Below are 18,476 nucleotides of genomic sequence, written 5' to 3'. Positions count from 1 at the left end.
CATACACGTTTTCTTACGCTCTTCTTTCCCTTAATCCTGCGCCGATTTCGCCCGCGCCAGCTGCGCCTTCAGATTGGCTAGGTGGGACTGCCCACGCTGCATGCGCTCCTGCGGACTGACCACCTTACGGGCACTCTCCCAGCTCAGATCGTCCTGCGGCAGCTCCAGCAGAAAACGGCTGGGCTCCGGACGCATCAGCTCACCGTACTGGCGGCGCTCACGGCACAGGGTAAACACCAACGCTTTCTGGGCCCGGGTGATACCGACATAGGCCAGGCGCCGCTCCTCATCGACGTTGTCCTCATCGATGCTGCTCTGATGCGGCAGCAGCCCCTCCTCCATCCCGACCAGATACACGTAGGGGAACTCCAGCCCCTTAGAGGCATGCAGGGTCATCAGCTGCACCTGATCGGCCTCCTCCTCAGACTCACCGCGCTCCATCATGTCGCGCAGCGTAAAGCGATTCACCACCTGCGTCAGGGTCATCGGCTCATCCAGATCGCTGCCCTGCAGCATGTCGGTCATCCAGCCGAACAGCTGATTGACGTTCTTCATGCGCATCTCCGCCGCGCGCGGGCTGGCCGACGTTTCACACAGCCAGCTCTCGTAGTCGATGCCGTGGATCAGATCGCGTACCGCCGCCGTCGCGTCGCGCTCACACAGCCGGGACAGCTCATCCATCCAGCGGGTAAAATGCTGCAGCGACGCCAGACCGCGGCCGCTCAGGGTCTGTTCCAGCCCCACATCAAAGCTGGCGCGAAACAGGCTGATGCCGCGCTGATTCGCCCACGCCCCAAGCTTTTGCAGGGTCGAGGGGCCTATCTCTCGCCGCGGCGTATTGACGATACGCAAAAAGGCGCTGTCATCATCCGGGTTGGTCAACACCCGCAGGTAGGAGAGCAGATCTTTGATCTCCGCCCGGGAAAAGAAAGAGGTTCCACCCGAAATCTTGTACGGAATGCGGTTTTGCATCAGCATTTTTTCGAACACCCGCGACTGGTGGTTGCCGCGGTAGAGGATCGCATAGTCGCTGTAGGCGGTTTTGTGAATAAAGTGATGGGCAATCAGTTCGCCGACCACGCGCTCCGCCTCATGATCTTCATTGTTGGCCGTGATCACCTTAAGCGGCTCACCGTAGCCCAGCTCAGAAAACAGGCGCTTTTCAAAGACGTGTGGGTTATTGGCAATCAGGATATTGGCCGCCTTGAGAATGCGCTGCGAAGAGCGATAGTTCTGCTCCAGTTTGACCACCTGCAGCGCCGGAAAGTCCTCTTTCAGCAGCACCAGATTCTGCGGGCGCGCGCCGCGCCAGGAGTAAATTGACTGATCATCGTCACCCACCACGGTAAAGCGGGCGCGACTGCCAACCAGCAGCTTCACCAGCTCATACTGGCTGGTGTTGGTGTCCTGATATTCATCGACCAGCAGGTAACGGATGCGCTGCTGCCAGCGTTCACGCACCTCTGGGTCACGGCGCAGCAGCAGCGTCGGCAGCAGGATCAGATCGTCAAAATCCAGTACATTGCAGGACTTGAGCTGGGTGTCATACAGGCCATAGCAGTCGGCGAACAGCCGTTCCCGCGCTGAGCGCGCCTGCGCCGCCGCCTGGGCGGGATCGATCAGATCGTTCTTCCAGTTGGAGATGGTCGCGATCAGCTGCTGCAGCTGGGTTTTGTCCTTTTCCAGCCAGCGCTCGGTCAGATCGGTCAGCAAAGCCAGCTGATCCTGATCGTCGAACAGGGAGAAGTTGGACTTCATCCCCAGCGCCTTATACTCACGCTTGATGATCTCCAACCCCAGGGTATGGAAGGTTGAAATCATCAGCCCGCGAGCCTCTTTGCGCCCCAGCGTCTGCGCCACGCGCTCTTTCATCTCACGCGCCGCCTTATTGGTGAAGGTGACGGCGGCGATGTGGCGCGCCTGATAGCCGCATACGCGGATCAGGTGGGCTATCTTGTTGGTGATCACCCGGGTCTTACCGGAGCCGGCGCCCGCCAGAACCAGACAGGGGCCGGTAACAAATTCGACGGCCTGCTGTTGACCGGGATTTAAGCGCATGACGATATTCCTGCTAATGGTGACCCCCATGGGCGGGAGGCGATTGTAGCAGAAAGCGACGGCGGAAAAAAAACCGCGACGGCGGCGCATTGCCTGCGCTGCGCTGCCGCCGTACACTACGCAGGTTTTCATCACGCCGACGGGCGGTCGCATACCGTCTGACGCCTGCACGATCTCTTACGTCACCGATCTCAATAACCCTAAGGATACCCCCATGGCCCGCCGCGCCGCCGCACTGCACATTCTGGTTGAGAGTCAGAGCGAGGCCGAATCGCTGCTGCAAAAGCTGAAGCGAGGTGCCTCATTTCAAACGCTGGCGCGTCGCCATTCCCGCTGTCCCTCCAAGCGCTAGGGCGGCGACCTAGGGGAGTTTACGAAGGGAAGCATGGTGCCCGAGTTTGATCGCGCCGTCTTCAGCGGCCCGCTGCTGACCCCTATCGGCCCGATCAAAACCCGTTTCGGCTACCACGTCATTAAAGTGCTGTACCGCAGCTAACCGGCGACGGCCACGCGCTTCATATCGGTCATATAGCCGCGTAGGCGCTCGCCGACCGTCTCAATGGGATGCTGACGGATGGCCTGATTGACCTCGCGCAGCGCGGCGTTATCCACTGCCTCCGCCGGCAGCGGCTGCCCCAGATCCCCCGGCTGCAGCGTCTCCATAAACCCTTGACGCAGCAGCGGAACAGCCGCGTTGGCAAACAGGTAGTTGCCATATTCGGCGGTATCAGAGATAACCACGTTCATCTCATACAGCCGCCGGCGGGCGATGGTATTGGCGATCAGCGGAAGCTCATGCAGCGACTCATAATAGGCGGATTCGGCGACGATGCCGGAGGCGACCATGGTTTCGAAGGCCAGCTCGACCCCGGCCTTCACCATCGCCACCAGCAGCACACCGCGATCAAAATAGGTCTGCTCATCGATCTTGCCCTCAAACGGCGGCGCCTTTTCAAAGGCGCTTTCGCCGGTCTCCGCGCGCCAAGTCAGCAGGTGGGCATCGTCCGCGGCCCAGTCCGCCATCATCCCCTGAGAGAAGGCGCCGGAGAGAATGTCATCCATATGCTTGGCAAACAGCGGTGCCATCAGCGTCTTGAGCTGCCCGGCCAGCGTGTAGGCGCGAAGCTTGGCAGGATTGGAAAGGCGATCCATCATCAGGGTGATCCCGCCCTGCTTCAGGGCCTCGGTGATGGTCTCCCAGCCAAACTGGATCAGCTTGCCGGCCCAGGCCGGATCGGCCCCCTCGGCAACCAGGCGCTCATAGCACAGCAGTGAGCCGGTCTGCAGCATCCCACACAGAATGGTCTGCTCGCCCATCAGGTCAGACTTTACCTCTGCCACAAACGATGACTCCAGCACCCCGGCGCGATCGCCACCGGTCGCCGACGCCCACGCCTTGGCAATCGCCATCCCCGCTCCGCGCGGATCGTTTTCCGGGTGCACCGCGATCAGGGTCGGCACGCCAAAGCCACGCTTATACTCCTCGCGCACTTCGGTACCGGGGCACTTGGGGGCAACCATCACCACGGTGATGTCCGGACGGATCTGCTGTCCCACCTCAACAATATTAAAGCCGTGCGAATACCCCAGCGCCGCCCCCGGCTTCATCAGCGGCTGCACCGCGCTGACCACGGCGGCATGCTGTTTGTCCGGCGTCAGGTTGATAACCAGATCGGCCTGTGGGATCAGGGCCTGATAATCCCCGACGCAAAAACCGTGCTCGGTGGCGCGGCGATAGGAGTCGCGCCGTTCGGCGATCGCCTCTGCACGCAGGGCATAGGCGACATCCAGCCCCGAATCGCGCATGTTCAGCCCCTGGTTCAGCCCCTGGGCGCCGCAGCCGACGATCACCACCTTCTTACCGCGCAGGGCATTAACCCCATCGGCAAACTCCGTCCGCGCCATAAAACGGCACTTGCCCAGCTGCGCCAGCTGCTGGCGCAGATTCAGCGTATTAAAATAGTTGCTCATGCTGCACTCCATCCTGTTCAGTGATGCGACCGTGTTGCCGGCAATATTCCCGGTGACACTCCGTTGTCCGTTACCCTGCCCGTCCGGCGTTTGTCCGGTGGCGATAAATCCATCATAGGCCAGGACGAATGTTGCTTAAATTGATATATTGAGAAGATATAATTGCGTATTTTGCAACAACCTAGGCGATGCCATACGATGGATATCCGCGATCTGAAACTGTTTTTACACCTGTCTGAAAGCCGCCATTTTGGCCGTACCGCGGCGGCGGTGCACGTCAGCCCCTCCACGCTATCGCGCCAGATCCAGCGCTTAGAGGAGGAGCTCGGTCAACCGCTGTTGCTACGCGACAACCGCGATGTCCGCCTGACGGCGGCAGGCGAACAGCTGCAGGATTTCGCCCGCCAGACGCTGCTGCACTACCGGCAACTACGCAGTGGGTTGGACAGCCACGGCACGGCCCTGTGCGGCGAGCTGCACCTGTTCTGCTCCGTAACCGCCGCCTACAGCCATCTACCGCCGATCCTGGACCGTTTTCGCGCCCATCATCCGCAAGTGGATATCCGCCTGACCACCGGCGACGCCGCCGACGCCGTCAGCAAAGTCCAGGGCGGCACGGCGGATCTGGCCATCGCCGGACGCCCCCAGTCTCTGCCCACCAGCGTTGCGTTCTATCCGATTGGCGAAATCCCGCTGCGGCTGATCGCCCCGGCCCAGCCCTGCCCGGTACGTCATCAGGCGCAGCGTCCCCGCCCGGACTGGGCACAGATCCCGTTTATTCTGCCGCAGCACGGGCCGACACGGCAGCGCATCGATCAGTGGTTTCGCCGCCGCCGTATCCCGGCACCGCGCATTTACGCCACCGTCGCCGGTCATGAAGCCATCGTCTCCATGGTGGCGCTGGGCTGCGGCATCGCCCTGCTGCCCGGGGTGGTGATCGACAACAGCCCGGACAGCGTACGCGCCCGCCTCGTCACGCTGGACAACGACGTTGCCATCGCCCCCTTTGAGCTCGGCGTCTGTGTACAGCATAAACGCCTGCGCGAGCCGCCGATCGCCGCCTTCTGGTCGCTGCTGGCCCACGCGGCGCCTTAAGCGCTATCCCTGTAAAAAGAAGCGAAACGCCGGATTACCCGTCTCATCGTGACACTCATAGCCCAGCTCCTTGAGACGCGCCTCGAAGCTGGCATCGCTGTCTGGCCGCTCAAACGCCGCCAGCACCCGGCCAAAGTCGGTACCGTGGCTGCGATAGTGAAACAGGGAGATGTTCCAATGGGTGCCCAGGGTATGCAGGAACTTCAGCAGCGCCCCGGGCGCCTCGGGAAACTCAAAGCTATACAGCCGCTCCTGCAGCGGCTTGCTGGGCCGACCGCCCACCATATAGCGTACGTGCAGCTTGGCCATCTCATCATCGGAGAGATCCACCACCTGATAGCCGCCGCCGCGCAGCGAGGCGATGATCTCCTCACGCTCACCACGCCCGCCGGTCAGCCGCACGCCGACAAAAATGCAGGCGCTGTCGGCATCGGCATAGCGGTAGTTAAACTCGGTCACCGAGCGCCCCCCCAACAGCTGACAAAACGTCAGGAAGCTGCCCTTACGCTCCGGGATGGTCACCGCCAGCAGCGCCTCGCGCTGCTCACCCAGCTCACAGCGCTCGGAGACATAGCGTAGACCGTGAAAGTTCAGATTGGCGCCGGACAGCACGTGCGCCAGCCGCTCGCCACGCAGTGCATGTCGCTGGACATACTGTTTCAACCCGGCCAACGCCAGCGCACCCGAGGGCTCCGCGACGGCCCGCACATCCTCAAACAGATCCTTGACGGCGGCGCAGATAGCGTCGCTATCCACCGTAATTACATCGTCCAGATAGCGCTGGCACAGGCGGAACGTCTCATCACCGATGCGTTTGACCGCCACCCCTTCTGCAAACAGGCCAACCCGCGGCAGATCCACCGGCCGACCGGCATCCAGCGCCGCGCGCAGACAGGCGGAGTCCTCGGCCTCCACGCCGATCACCTTGATCTGCGGCATCAGCTGTTTAATCAGCACTGCCACGCCGGCAGCCAGCCCACCACCGCCCACCGGCACAAAAATACGGTCGAGGTGGGCATCCTGCTGCAGCAGCTCCAGCGCCAAGGTTCCCTGACCCGCGATCACCGCCGGATGATCGAAGGGCGGAATAAAGGTCATGCCGGTTTCCTGTGCCATCTGGATGGCATGGGCCTTGGCCTCATCAAAGTTGGCGCCGTACAGCAGTACCCGGCCACCGAAGCCGCGTACCGCCTCAACCTTGATCTCCGCCGTCGCCCGCGGCATGACAATGGTGGCCGCGATCCCCAGTCGCGACGCCGACAGCGCCACGCCCTGGGCGTGATTTCCCGCCGAGGCGGTGATCACGCCGCAGGCCCGCTGGGTCTCATTCAGCCCGGCGATCATCGCGTAGGCCCCGCGCAGCTTAAAACTGTGTACCGGCTGGCGATCCTCGCGCTTAACCAGAATATGGTTACCCAGGCGGCCTGAAAGCTTTTCCATCATCTGCAGCGGCGTGACCTGTGCCACCTCATATACCGGCGAGCGCAGCACCGCCCGCAGGTATTCCGCGCCGTCCGGCGCCGAAGAGATAAAGGGGTTCGACGTCATCCTTAACCTCCCAGCTTCGCTCTATCGCGCACTGCGCCGCGATCAGCGCTGGTCGCCAGGCTGGCGTAGGCGCGCAGCGCCAGCGAGACCTTACGACGCCGGTCGCGCGGGGTCCACGCCTGTGTGCCGCGCGCCAGCTCCTGCTGGCGCCGCAGCGCCAGCTCGCTTTCGGCAATGGCTAAACGGATATGGCGCACCGGAATATCGATCTCGATCGGATCGCCGTCGCGCACCAGCGCAATGGCGCCGCCGCTGGCGGCCTCCGGCGAGACATGCCCGATGGACAGGCCGGAGGTTCCACCGGAAAAGCGCCCGTCGGTGATCAGGGCACACTGTTTTCCCAACCCCATCGACTTGAGATAGGCGGTAGGATAGAGCATCTCCTGCATCCCCGGGCCTCCCTTGGGCCCTTCATAGCGGATCACCAGCACGTCGCCGGGGTGGATCCGCCCACCGAGTATCGCCTCGACGGCCTCCTCCTGACTTTCAAATACCCGGGCCGGGCCGCGGAAGACCAGGCTATCGGGATCAACACCGGCGGTCTTGACGATGCAGCCGTCCTGCGCCAGGTTGCCCGAGAGCACCGCCAGCCCCCCATCCTGACTGTAGGCATGCTCACGCGCGCGGATACAGCCCTGCTGCCGGTCCCTATCCAGCGCATCCCAGCGGCAGGACTGGGCAAAGGGTTCGACAGTACGCAGACCGGCGGGTCCGGCGCGATACAGACGCTGCAGCGCGTCATCGTCGCTGCGCATGATGTCGTAGCGGGCCAGGGTTTCACTCAGACCCAGCCCCAGCACGTTAGCGACGCCGCGATTGAGCAATCCGGCGCGATCCAGCTCGCCCAGAATCCCCATCACCCCGCCTGCGCGGTGCACGTCCTCCATATGGTAATCCGGCGTGCTGGGCGCAACCTTGCACAGGTGCGGGACCTGGCGCGACAGGCGATCGATGTCCGCCAGGGTAAAGTCGATCTCCCCCTCCTGCGCCGCGGCCAGCAGATGCAGCACCGTATTGGTCGATCCCCCCATGGCGATATCCAGTGTCATGGCATTCTCAAAAGCTGCCTTACAGGCGATGCTGCGTGGCAGCACCGACACATCATCCTGTTCATAGTAGCGCCGGGTCAGAGCGACGATACGCTGCCCCGCCTCCTCAAACAGCGCCCGGCGATCGGCGTGGGTCGCCAGCAGGGAGCCGTTGCCCGGCAGCGCCAGCCCCAGCGCCTCGGTCAGGCAGTTCATGGAGTTGGCGGTAAACATCCCGGAGCAGGAGCCGCAGGTTGGGCAGGCGGCGCGCTCTATCTGCTCACTCTGCGCATCGCTGACCTGCGGGTTGGCTCCCTGGATCATCGCATCGACCAGATCCAGCTTAATCAACCGATCGGAGAGCTTGGTTTTACCGGCCTCCATCGGGCCCCCGGAGACAAAAATCACCGGGATATTCAGGCGCAGCGCCGCCATCATCATCCCGGGGGTGATCTTGTCGCAGTTGGAGATGCAGACCATGGCATCGGCGCAGTGGGCATTGACCATATATTCAACGGAGTCGGCGATAAGCTCCCGCGAGGGCAACGAATAGAGCATGCCGCCGTGCCCCATGGCGATACCGTCATCCACGGCGATGGTATTAAACTCTTTCGCCACACCGCCGGTGGCCTCGATCTGCGCGGCGACCAACCGGCCCAAATCGCGCAGATGCACATGGCCCGGCACAAACTGGGTAAACGAGTTCACCACGGCAATGATCGGCTTGCCGAAATCCGCGTCGGTCATTCCGGTCGCGCGCCACAGCGCGCGGGCACCGGCCATATTACGGCCATGGGTGGTCGTGGCAGAACGATACTTAGGCATGCACAATTCACTCCCTGCGTTACCCGCGCTGCGCGGGAAAATCAATGAACGGGCGCCGCACTCCCGACGCCCCATCGGCTCAGCCTACCGGAGCGGCAGGCTTATGGATTCACCGGATCCAGCCAGCCAAAGCGGTCCTCGGTCTGGCCGTTGAACAGGCCAAAAAAGGCCTGTTGTACCCGCTTGGTGATAGGGCCACAGCGGCCAATCCCGACCTGGATACCATCCACGCTGCGCACCGGCGTAATTTCTGCCGCCGTACCCGACATAAAAATTTCATCGGCCAGGTACAGTGCCTCGCGGGACAGCACCTGCTCCCGCACCTCCAGCCCCTGCGCCTGTGCCAGGGTGATGATCGCGTCACGGGTGATCCCCGGCAGGGCAGCGGAGGTAAACGGCGGCGTGAAGATCACCCCATTTTTCACCATAAACAGGTTTTCACCTGCCCCCTCAGAAACATAGCCGTGGACATCCAGCGCAATGCCCTCCTGATAACCGTGGCGCCGTGCCTCTGATCCCACCAGCAGTGAAGAGAGATAGTTTCCACCGGCCTTGGCCGCGGTCGGAATGGTATTGGGAGCGGCACGATGCCAGGAGGAGACCATGGCATCGATACCCTGCTCCAGCGCCTCCTCCCCCAGATAGGCTCCCCAGGGGAAAGCGGCAAGGATCACATCCGTGCCATAGCCTGCGGGCGGATTCACGCCCATGCCGACGTCACCGATAAAGACCAGCGGGCGGATATAGGCGCTCGACAGCTGATTCCGGCGCAGGGTTTCACGGCAGGCGGCCATCAACTCCTCAACGCTGTAGGCCAGCGGCATGCGATAAATACGCGCCGAATCATGCAGGCGCTGCATATGTTCACGGTGGCGGAATACCGCCGGGCCACGGTGGGTTTCGTAGCAACGCACCCCCTCAAAAACCGAGGTACCGTAGTGCAGAGCGTGAGACATCACGTGTACCCGGGCCTCGCCCCAGGGCACCATATCGCCGTTAAACCAGATATAATCCGCTTTCTTGGTGGTCATTAACTTATTCCTTACTGGCGACCTGCGCCTGATTCAATAATGGGGAAAACTACTCAGCCCAGCACCTGGCGACGGGGCAGCATGCGCAACGATCGTGGGGCGCTGACATCAACCCGAGCGACGTCCAGCAGCTTAATCAGCTGGGACGACAGCAGTGTGACCGGCCGCGTACTGGCCACCGTCAGCTCAATATTGACGCTATCACAGTCGCCGTCCTGAGCCATGTTCATGGCGTGGATCTCAAAGCCTCGGTGGCGCACCACGCGCAAAACCCGCTCCAGGATCTCCGGACGGCGACGTGCCTGAATAGCCAGATGGTGTTGGAATGAAGGGCTCTGCATCATGATACGTTCTCCAGCATAGATTCGTTGCCTGCGCCCGGCGGCACCAGCGGCCAGACATTTTCAAATTCGTCGATAGCGACCTGCAGCAGATAAGGGCCCGGGGTACTAAACAGGGCCTCCAGCGCCTCTGCCACCTGCGCCTTGCGGCTGATGCGCTGCCCCGGGATACCAAACGCCTGCGCCAGGGTTAAAAAATCCGGATTATCAGAGAGATCGGTTTCGCTGTAGCGGGCATCAAAGAACAGCTGCTGCCACTGGCGCACCATCCCCAGACGCTGGTTATCCAGCAGCACAATTTTCAGCGGCAGCCTGGCCCGCTTGATGGTACCGAGCTCCTGAACGTTCATCATGAAAGAGCCATCGCCGGATACGCAGATCACGCAGTCGTCAGGGCGAGCGACCTGTGCGCCGACCGCGGCCGGGATCCCGAACCCCATGGTCCCCAGCCCGCTGGAGGTAATAAAATCCTGCGGCAGGGAAAATCGCATATGTTGGGCGCTCCACATCTGATGCTGTCCGACATCGGTGGTGACCACCGCCTGCGGCGGCTTACACCCGGAGAGCTGACGCAAAAACAGCGGCGCATAGATAGCTTCGCCGGGATGGTCATAGCGCCAGGCATGCTGCGCCTTAAGCGCCGCCACCTGCTGCAACCATGGCGCGATCTCCAACCGCATGGTCAACGCCGACAGCAGCAGGTTCAGATCGCCACACAGCGACACGTGCGCCTGACGCACTTTGCCCAGCTCCGCCGGATCGATATCCAGATGGATCACCTGCGCCTGCGGTGCAAAGGCATCAAGGCGGCCGGTAACCCGATCGTCAAAGCGGGCGCCGACGGCGATCAACAAATCACACTGCTGCACCGCCAGATTGGCCGCCTTACAGCCGTGCATTCCCAGCATCCCCAGGTAAGCGGGGTGACGATCATCGGCGGCGCCCAGCCCCTTTAGGGTTGCGGCGACCGGCATCCCGCTGCGCGACACCAGCGAGCGCAGCGATGGCACCGCACCAGCCATCCCTACGCCGCCCCCCACGTACAGCACCGGACGCTGCGCCTGCGTCAGCATGGCTCGCGCCTGCGCCAACGCCGCTGGCGGGCAGGATGGCTGCACCTGCGCCACGCTACACAACGGCGTAGCCAGATCTCCCTGTGCCAGCTGAATATCTTTGGGAATATCGATCAGCACCGGCCCCGGGCGCCCCTGCACCGCAATAGCAAACGCGCGATCCATCACCTCCGGCAGCTCGGCCAGCGAGGTCACCATAAAGCTGTGTTTGGTACAGGCCAGCGACAGTCCCAGAACATCCATCTCCTGAAAAGCGTCGGTGCCAATCAGCGCCGAAGCGACCTGTCCGGTGATCGCCACCAGCGGTACCGAATCCATCATGGCATCGGCCAAACCAGTGATCAGGTTGGTGGCACCGGGACCCGATGTGGCGATACAGACGCCAACGCGGCCGCTGGCGCGGGCATAGCCAATCGCCGCCATCACCGCGCCCTGTTCGTGTCGGCACAGCAAGTGGGCCACACCGCCGTCATACAGCGCATCGTACAGCGGCATAATCGCGCCGCCCGGATAACCGAAAACCTGGTTCACTCCCTGCGCACGTAACGCTTGTACTACCCACTGCGCTCCATTCATGATTAACCCCTGGCCATACCATAGTTTTCAGAATTTTATTCTGATTCAAGCTATCCCTGCCTCCGCCGGCCGCGGCGTAAAAAAAGAGCCCCCGGACCGGATGGTGCGGAGGCTCTTTTCTGATTCTGGCTTGATTTTTAAGCCCTTATTCGTCCAAGTGCAGCCCCGCACGGTGGTATAATAATCACCACCACACTAATCACGACTAGGCTAATCACTTGGACGAATAGGCTCATAAACAGTGAAATCTGTTGTTTTGACATACGATGCTTACAGAGTTATCACAGTTTTTTGTACGCTGACAACCCTTTTTTTGCATATGAATTGCACCATCCCTGGCGCAATATCGAGCAACACATTGAGTTAGCTAATTTTTATAGACTGATCTTGATGGCAGATTTTCTCTGCCATCGGCACACCGCGCGTATCGCGGCCAAAGGCGATCAGTACCACAATCGTGAGCGCAACGCAGGCCGCCGTGATGGCCATCACCAGCGCATAGTTTTGCCCATGATCGGCGGCGATCGACGCCTGCATTGTTGCATTCACCGATGCAATCAGATTACCCAGCTGATAGACAAAGCCCGGCAGTACCGCACGGGCATTGGCCGGCACCAGCTCGTTCAGATAAGTAGGGATCACTCCCCACGCGCCCTGTACCATAAACTGCATCAAAAAGGCGCCGACGCCCAGCATCAGCGAGCCGCTGGAAAAGGCCCACAGCGGGATCACCGGAAGCGCCAGCAGCGCCGCCAGCATGATGGCGCGTTTACGGCCGATCCGCTCCGACAGGGTACCGAAGAATACGCCACCAATAATTGACGCAATATTGTAGGCAACCGCAATAATACTGATGATATTTGCAGAGAAACCATGCTGCATCCCAAGAAACGTAGGATAGAGATCCTGAGTACCATGGCTAAAGAAATTAAACGCCGCCATCAGCGCCACCAGATAAACACACAGCTTCCAGTGACGCCTCAGCACCGGTAACAGCGCGACGCTCTGATTTTGCGCACGCGCCGCCAGCCAGACCGGCGACTCAGGAACACAAAAGTAGATGAACGGCAGTAAGACGATCGGCACGGCGCCAATAATAAACATACCGCGCCAGCCCAGCGCCTGAGCACATAATCCGTAGATCACCGCCGCCAGTAAATAGCCAAACGGGTAGCCAGCCTGAAAAATACCGGACATCAGCCCACGTGAGCGATCGGGAATGGTCTCCATGGTCAATGATGATGCCACCCCCCAAATTCCCCCCATCGCGACGCCGTACAGCGCCCGAAGCAACAGAAAAATCATCAGCGAGGGCGCCGCGGCAGAGAGCAGTTCAAACAGGGAAAAGCAGATAATATTCAGCATCAAAATGGGACGCCGCCCATACTTTTCCGCCGCCCGACCAAAAATTAGCGCCCCGATCGGGCGTACCGCCAGCGTTAACAGAATGGCCAGCGTGACCTGCTCCACCCCGACGTGAAACGTACGGGCGATATCGCTAAGCAAAAAGACCAGAATGAAAAAATCGAATGAATCCAGCGTCCAGCTCAAAAAGCTGGCAATAGCCACGTTACGCTGCCGCGCAGACCAACCAAGCATAATATGTTACCTTTAGGTAGGGTATAGGGTAAGAAGAGTGCTGTTACGCCCTTAGCCTGGATGGCCATCTAGATTGTTGGCATGACGTCAGCTTTTTGTATGTCTTTTGTTAAAATAACCCTGACCTTTCCGCTGGGTAAATCGCCGACGGGTTACACTTGTTGTTAATGTGTTAAAAATTATTGCGCGGAAGCAGCCTTTCCGCGGACGCCCCCGCATCCCTGACTCTGCCCCCTTTCCCTGCTCAACGCTTGCGCCATGATGACATGCCGAAAGGAGAGACCATCATGACTCTGGCCACTGTATACACGCGCGCCGCCCTGGGTATTCAAGCCCCCGAGGTCCGCATTGAGGCGCATATCGGCAACGGCCTGCCGGGCTTTACCCTGGTGGGTCTACCGGAAACGGCCGTACGCGAAGCCAAAGATCGGGTACGCTGTGCCATGTTGAACAGCGGATTTCAGTTCCCGCCGAAGCGCATTACGTTGAACCTGGCACCCGCCGATCTGCCCAAAGAAGGGGGGCGTTACGATCTGCCGATGGCGCTGGCGTTGCTGCTGGCGTCCGGGCAGCTGGCCCCGCACGTATCCGTTTGCAACTACGAGTTTATTGGAGAGTTGGCCCTGTCCGGCGATCTGCGCCCGGTCCAGGGGGCGCTACCCGCCGCGCTGAGCGCCGCCCACGCGAAGCGTACCCTGATAGCGCCCAGTGATAACGCGGCCGAGCTTGGGCTGCTGGCGGCCCCACGGCCCCCCATCGCGCCATCGCTGCTGGCCGTCTGCGCCTTTCTGAGCGGCCAGGCATCCCTGGAGGCCGCGCCGGCCGGCGAGATGACGAGCGGCGGTACAGACACCGGCGATATGGCCGACATTATCGGCCAGGCACAGGCACGACGGGCGCTGGAGATCGCCGCCGCCGGCGGACATAACCTGCTGCTGATCGGTCCTCCGGGCACCGGTAAAACCATGCTGGCCTGCCGCCTGCCAGGGCTGCTGCCGCCGATGACCCCGGATGAGGCACTGGAGCAGGCGGCCATCAGCAGTCTGGCCTACCCGGGCACCATGCCGCCGCGCTATGGCGTGCGCCCCTTTCGCGCACCACATCACAGCGCCTCCATGGCCGCGTTGATCGGCGGGGGGCCGCTGCCGAAACCCGGCGAGATCTCGCTGGCCCATCACGGTGTCCTGTTTCTTGACGAACTGGCCGAATTTGACCGGCGAACCCTGGACGCCTTGCGCGAACCGCTGGAGTCCGGCGTCGTCCATCTGTCCCGCGCCAGGATAAAGGTCAGCTTTCCCGCCCGGGTACAGCTGGTGGCGGCCATGAATCCCAGCAGCGGTGGCCACGCTGACGGGCGCGATCGCCGGGCGGCGGCGGCGCAGGTGCTAAGATACCTCTCCCGGCTGTCCGGCCCCCTGCTTGACCGCTTCGATCTGTCGATTGATGTTCCGCCGCTGTCACCGGGCCTGCTGGCCCGCCAACGGGCGGATGGCGAAGACAGTGCGACCCTACGCCGGCGGGTCTGCGCCGCCCGGGTGCGGCAGTATGCCCGTGGCGGCCGGCTCAATGCGCATCTGGAGGGCGCCGCCCGCGATCGCGACTGCCGTCTGGCTCCGGACGATGCCCTCTATCTGGAGCAGGCGCTCACGCGCCTGGCACTATCGGTACGCGCCTGGCACCGGCTGCTGAAAGTGGCGCGTACGCTGGCGGATCTGGAAGGATGCGATAACATTGCACGCCGCCATCTGGCCGAGGCGCTGAGCTACCGCGCCATGGATCGGCTACTGCTCACCCTGCAAAGGGGCTAAAACGCATCACGCCCGCATATACGCGGGCGTGATAGCTCACGATACCAAGTCATGGACTCACGACCAGTTCAGGATCACCTTGCCTGAATGCCCCGAGCGCATCACATCAAATCCCTTTTGAAAGTCATCGATAGCGTATTGATGGGTGATGATCGGCGTCAGATCGAGACCTGATTGGATCAGTGCCGCCATCTTGTACCAGGTTTCAAACATCTCACGCCCATAGATCCCTTTAATCAACAACCCCTTAAAAATCACCTGGTTCCAGTCGATGGCCATATCACCCGGCGGGATACCCAGCATAGCGATCTTACCGCCGTGATTCATGGTATCCAGCATCGTATGAAAAGCCGGCGGTGCGCCGGACATCTCCAGCCCGACGTCAAACCCTTCGCTCATCCCCAGCGCCTGCATCACCTCCGGCAGCGACTCCCGGCTGACGTTGACCGCCCGCGTCACGCCCATCTTACGCGCCAGATCCAGACGGTAGTCATTCACATCGGTGATCACCACATGGCGCGCCCCTACATGGCGACAGACCGCTGCGGCCATAATGCCGATCGGCCCCGCTCCGGAGACCAGTACATCCTCCCCGACCAGATCGAAAGAAAGCGCCGTATGTACCGCATTGCCGAACGGATCAAAAATCGCTGCCAGCGCATCGGGAATATTGTCGGGGATCTTGAACGCATTAAAGGCCGGGATCACCAGATACTCGGCAAAAGCCCCCTGGCGGTTAACGCCAACGCCGATGGTATTACGACACAGATGGGTGCGCCCGGCGCGACAGTTACGACAGTGCCCACAGGTGATATGCCCCTCACCGGAGACGCGATCGCCAATGCGAAAGCCTCTGACCTCCTGTCCGACGGCCACCACCTCGCCCACGTACTCATGCCCGACCACCATCGGCACCGGAATGGTCTTTTGCGACCACGTATCCCAGTTATAGATATGGACATCCGTCCCGCAGATCGCCGCCTTACGGATTTTGATCATGATATCGTTGTGACCCAGCGCCGGCAGCGGCACATCGGTCATCCAAATACCCTCTTCGGCTTTCAGTTTGGATAAGGCTTTCATATCAGACCCCTAGGCAATGACACCAAGCTGTTTACCAACGCGGATAAAGGCGGCTACGGCCTGTTCAATCTGCGCAGGCGTATGGGCTGCCGACATCTGGGTGCGAATACGGGCCTGCCCCTGAGGCACCACCGGATAGAAGAACCCGGTCACATAGATCCCCTCCTGCAGCAGCAGATCGGCAAAGTGCTGCGCCAGTTTCGCCTCTCCCAACATCACAGGAATGATGGCGTGATCGGCACCGGCCAGGGTAAAACCGGCGGCGGTCATCTTTTCACGGAACAGGCGGGCGTTATCCCACAGGCGAGCGCGCAAATCGTCCCCCTGAGCCAACAGGGTCAACACTCGGGATGAGGCGGCGACGATGGCCGGCGCCAACGAGTTGGAAAACAGGTACGGTCGCGAACGCTGACGCAGCCATTCGACCACCTCTTTACGGGCTGCAGTATAGCCGCCGGATGCACCGCCCAAGGCTTTGCCCAGGGTACCGGTCATAATATCGACACGCCCCACCACGCCGCAGTACTCCGGCGTCCCACGACCATGGCCACCGACAAACCCGACGGCGTGCGAGTCGTCCACCATCACCAGGGCATCATACTCATCCGCCAGATCGCAAATCGATCTCAGATCGGCGATCACGCCATCCATGGAGAACACCCCGTCGGTGGCGATCATGATATGGCGAGCGCCCTCGGCCCGGGCCAGCTCAAGACGTGCTTTCAGCTCGGCCATGTCATTATTGGCGTAGCGGTAACGCCGCGCCTTACACAGGCGTACCCCATCGATGATCGATGCATGATTCAACGCATCGGAAATGATGGCATCCTCCGGCCCCAGCAACGTTTCAAACAGCCCACCGTTAGCATCAAAGCAGGAGGAGTAAAGAATGGCATCCTCCATACCGAGAAAGGCTGCCAGCTGCTGCTCCAGCGCCTTATGGCTATCCTGGGTGCCGCAGATGAAGCGCACCGAGGCCATACCGAAACCGTGTGACTCCATCCCCTCCTTGGCAGCAGCAATCAACGCAGGGTGATCGGCCAGCCCAAGATAGTTATTGGCGCAAAAGTTCAGTACGCGGCTACCGTCAGCCACGGCAATCTCCGCCTGCTGGGCAGAGGTGATGATCCGTTCGGTCTTGTACAGACCTTCAGCACGCGTCGCAACGAGCTGCTGCGCCAGCTGCTGGTAAAAATCCGCAGACATGGGTTATCTCCTAGGTTCCGGGTTTGCTAGAGTATCTTACCGTTGAAACAGTATTGAAACGAGTTTGCAACCTTTACAATACTAGAAATGCAGCATCTATCACGTCATGTCGCGCGGCAAGTGAGAATACGTCACAAAGTACGTCTATCCCGCAAGCGCGCGCCGTCTCGCATTCGCTTTTTGGTTAACAACTGCACCCCCAACGCTGCTTGCTGCGCCATGAAATGATATGATAATGCCATCTGTAGCGCATTCGAGCGCTCCCGTTAGCTCATCGAAAGGTAAACCTCATGATTATTGTCACTGGCGGCGCCGGCATGATCGGCAGCAACATCGTTAAGGCACTGAACGATAAAGGCTATACCGATATTCTGGTGGTAGATAACCTCAAGGACGGCACAAAGTTTGTCAACCTGGTCGACCTGGATATCACCGACTATATGGACAAAGAGGATTTCATTGCCGGAATCGTTGCCGGTGATGACTTTGGCGATATCGATGCAGTCTTCCACGAAGGTGCCTGCTCTTCCACCACCGAGTGGGATGGCAAGTACGTCATGGATAACAACTATCAATACTCCAAAGAGCTGCTGCACTTCTGCCTGGAGCGCCAGATCCCCTTCCTGTACGCCTCTTCCGCCGCCACCTATGGCATGACGGATAAATTCGTCGAGGATCGCCACTACGAAGGCCCGCTGAACGTTTATGGCTACTCCAAGTTCCTGTTTGACCAGTATGTGCGCCGTATCCTGCCCCATGCCAAGTCCCAGATCTGCGGCTTCCGCTATTTCAATGTCTATGGCCCGCGTGAAGGGCACAAAGGCGGAATGGCCAGCGTTGCCTTCCATCTGAATACCCAGATCAACAACGGAGAGCAGCCTAAACTGTTTGAAGGCAGTGAGAACTTTAGACGTGATTTCATCTATGTAGGCGATGTCGCAGACGTTAATCTGTGGTTTTGGGAAAACGGCGTCTCCGGGATCTTTAACTGCGGCACCGGCAACGCCGAGTCTTTCCAGGCTGTCGCTGACGCCGTCGTGGCATATCACCAGAAAGGCAGCGTGACCTACATTCCGTTCCCGGACAAACTCAAAGGGCGCTACCAGGCCTTCACCCAGGCGGATACCACCCAACTGCGCGCGGCCGGCTACAGCCGTCCGTTTAAGACCGTGGCGCAGGGAGTGCGTGAATATATGGAATGGCTGAACCGTAAGCCCTAATACAGTAAGGAATT

14 protein-coding genes and 1 pseudogene are annotated in these 18,476 nt (G+C 60.6%); 4 read left to right on the top strand and 11 right to left on the bottom strand.

All coding sequences use genetic code 11. The features are described 5' to 3' along the window. Positions 1 to 30 precede the first annotated feature (30 nt). Positions 31 to 2,058 carry a DNA helicase Rep gene (gene rep / locus EIEH_RS01840; protein ID WP_015869566.1) on the bottom strand — a complete coding sequence of 676 codons (2,028 nt, stop codon included), beginning with the start codon at positions 2,056 to 2,058 and terminating at the stop codon, positions 31 to 33. 214 nt (positions 2,059 to 2,272) lie between these two features. Between rep and ppiC the strand changes: the two are divergent. Beyond that, positions 2,273 to 2,554, top strand: a pseudogene (ppiC, locus tag EIEH_RS01835) (peptidylprolyl isomerase PpiC). On the opposite strand, the gene ilvC reads toward ppiC, so the two are convergent. Then, the gene (ilvC, locus tag EIEH_RS01830; RefSeq protein ID WP_015869564.1) at positions 2,551 to 4,029 is read right to left on the bottom strand and encodes a ketol-acid reductoisomerase; all 1,479 of its coding nucleotides are present in this window, start codon (positions 4,027 to 4,029) and stop codon (positions 2,551 to 2,553) included. The pseudogene ppiC and the gene ilvC sit on opposite strands and share 4 nt — an antisense overlap. A 198-nt stretch (positions 4,030 to 4,227) precedes the next feature. Here ilvC and ilvY point away from each other — a divergent pair, with 198 nt between their 5' ends. Then, on the top strand, positions 4,228 to 5,124 hold the full coding sequence (gene ilvY, locus EIEH_RS01825) for an HTH-type transcriptional activator IlvY (protein ID WP_015869563.1): 897 nt from the start codon (positions 4,228 to 4,230) through the stop codon (positions 5,122 to 5,124). A 3-nt stretch (positions 5,125 to 5,127) separates the two neighbouring features. Here ilvY and ilvA read toward each other — a convergent pair whose 3' ends face one another. From ilvA to EIEH_RS01795, 7 genes are all read right to left on the bottom strand, one after another. Next, complete coding sequence (gene ilvA / locus EIEH_RS01820; protein WP_015869562.1) at positions 5,128 to 6,672, bottom strand: threonine ammonia-lyase, biosynthetic; 1,545 nt, start codon at positions 6,670 to 6,672, stop codon at positions 5,128 to 5,130. Positions 6,673 to 6,674: 2 nt separating this feature from the next. After that, positions 6,675 to 8,525, bottom strand: coding sequence for a dihydroxy-acid dehydratase (gene ilvD / locus EIEH_RS01815; protein ID WP_015869561.1), 1,851 nt, complete (start codon positions 8,523 to 8,525; stop codon positions 6,675 to 6,677). 101 nt (positions 8,526 to 8,626) lie between these two features. Next, positions 8,627 to 9,556, bottom strand: a complete 930-nt coding sequence (locus EIEH_RS01810) for a branched-chain-amino-acid transaminase (RefSeq protein ID WP_015869560.1) — start codon at positions 9,554 to 9,556, stop codon at positions 8,627 to 8,629. A gap of 53 nt (positions 9,557 to 9,609) precedes the next feature. Then, the gene (ilvM, locus tag EIEH_RS01805) at positions 9,610 to 9,900 is read right to left on the bottom strand and encodes an acetolactate synthase 2 small subunit (RefSeq protein WP_015869559.1); all 291 of its coding nucleotides are present in this window, start codon (positions 9,898 to 9,900) and stop codon (positions 9,610 to 9,612) included. Beyond that, on the bottom strand, positions 9,897 to 11,546 hold the full coding sequence (gene ilvG / locus EIEH_RS01800) for an acetolactate synthase 2 catalytic subunit (protein ID WP_015869558.1): 1,650 nt from the start codon (positions 11,544 to 11,546) through the stop codon (positions 9,897 to 9,899). The genes ilvM and ilvG overlap by 4 nt, the downstream gene beginning before the upstream one ends. A gap of 137 nt (positions 11,547 to 11,683) precedes the next feature. After that, positions 11,684 to 11,782 carry an ilv operon leader peptide gene (ilvL, locus tag EIEH_RS17175; RefSeq protein ID WP_071525675.1) on the bottom strand — a complete coding sequence of 33 codons (99 nt, stop codon included), beginning with the start codon at positions 11,780 to 11,782 and terminating at the stop codon, positions 11,684 to 11,686. A 127-nt stretch (positions 11,783 to 11,909) separates the two neighbouring features. After that, complete coding sequence (locus tag EIEH_RS01795; RefSeq protein WP_015869557.1) at positions 11,910 to 13,145, bottom strand: MFS transporter; 1,236 nt, start codon at positions 13,143 to 13,145, stop codon at positions 11,910 to 11,912. A gap of 287 nt (positions 13,146 to 13,432) precedes the next feature. On the opposite strand from EIEH_RS01795, the gene EIEH_RS01790 reads away from it, so the two are divergent. Continuing rightward, entirely contained in the window at positions 13,433 to 14,953 is a 1,521-nt protein-coding gene (locus EIEH_RS01790; protein WP_015869556.1) for a YifB family Mg chelatase-like AAA ATPase, read from the top strand. 57 nt (positions 14,954 to 15,010) lie between these two features. On the opposite strand, the gene tdh is transcribed toward EIEH_RS01790, so the two are convergent. Both tdh and EIEH_RS01780 read right to left on the bottom strand, forming a co-directional pair. Further along, a complete protein-coding gene (gene tdh / locus EIEH_RS01785) occupies positions 15,011 to 16,036 on the bottom strand; it encodes an L-threonine 3-dehydrogenase (protein ID WP_015869555.1) in 1,026 nt (341 codons plus the stop codon). 9 nt (positions 16,037 to 16,045) lie between these two features. After that, the gene (locus EIEH_RS01780) at positions 16,046 to 17,242 is read right to left on the bottom strand and encodes a glycine C-acetyltransferase (protein WP_015869554.1); all 1,197 of its coding nucleotides are present in this window, start codon (positions 17,240 to 17,242) and stop codon (positions 16,046 to 16,048) included. A gap of 290 nt (positions 17,243 to 17,532) precedes the next feature. Between EIEH_RS01780 and rfaD the strand changes: the two genes are divergently transcribed. Beyond that, the gene (gene rfaD, locus EIEH_RS01775; RefSeq protein ID WP_015869553.1) at positions 17,533 to 18,462 is read left to right on the top strand and encodes an ADP-glyceromanno-heptose 6-epimerase; all 930 of its coding nucleotides are present in this window, start codon (positions 17,533 to 17,535) and stop codon (positions 18,460 to 18,462) included. Positions 18,463 to 18,476 lie beyond the last annotated feature (14 nt).

Origin of the sequence: Edwardsiella ictaluri ATCC 33202 (assembly GCF_000264785.1) — a bacterium.
Lineage (GTDB): Bacteria > Pseudomonadota > Gammaproteobacteria > Enterobacterales > Enterobacteriaceae > Edwardsiella > Edwardsiella ictaluri.
This window is presented reverse-complemented; position numbering and strand designations above follow the sequence as displayed.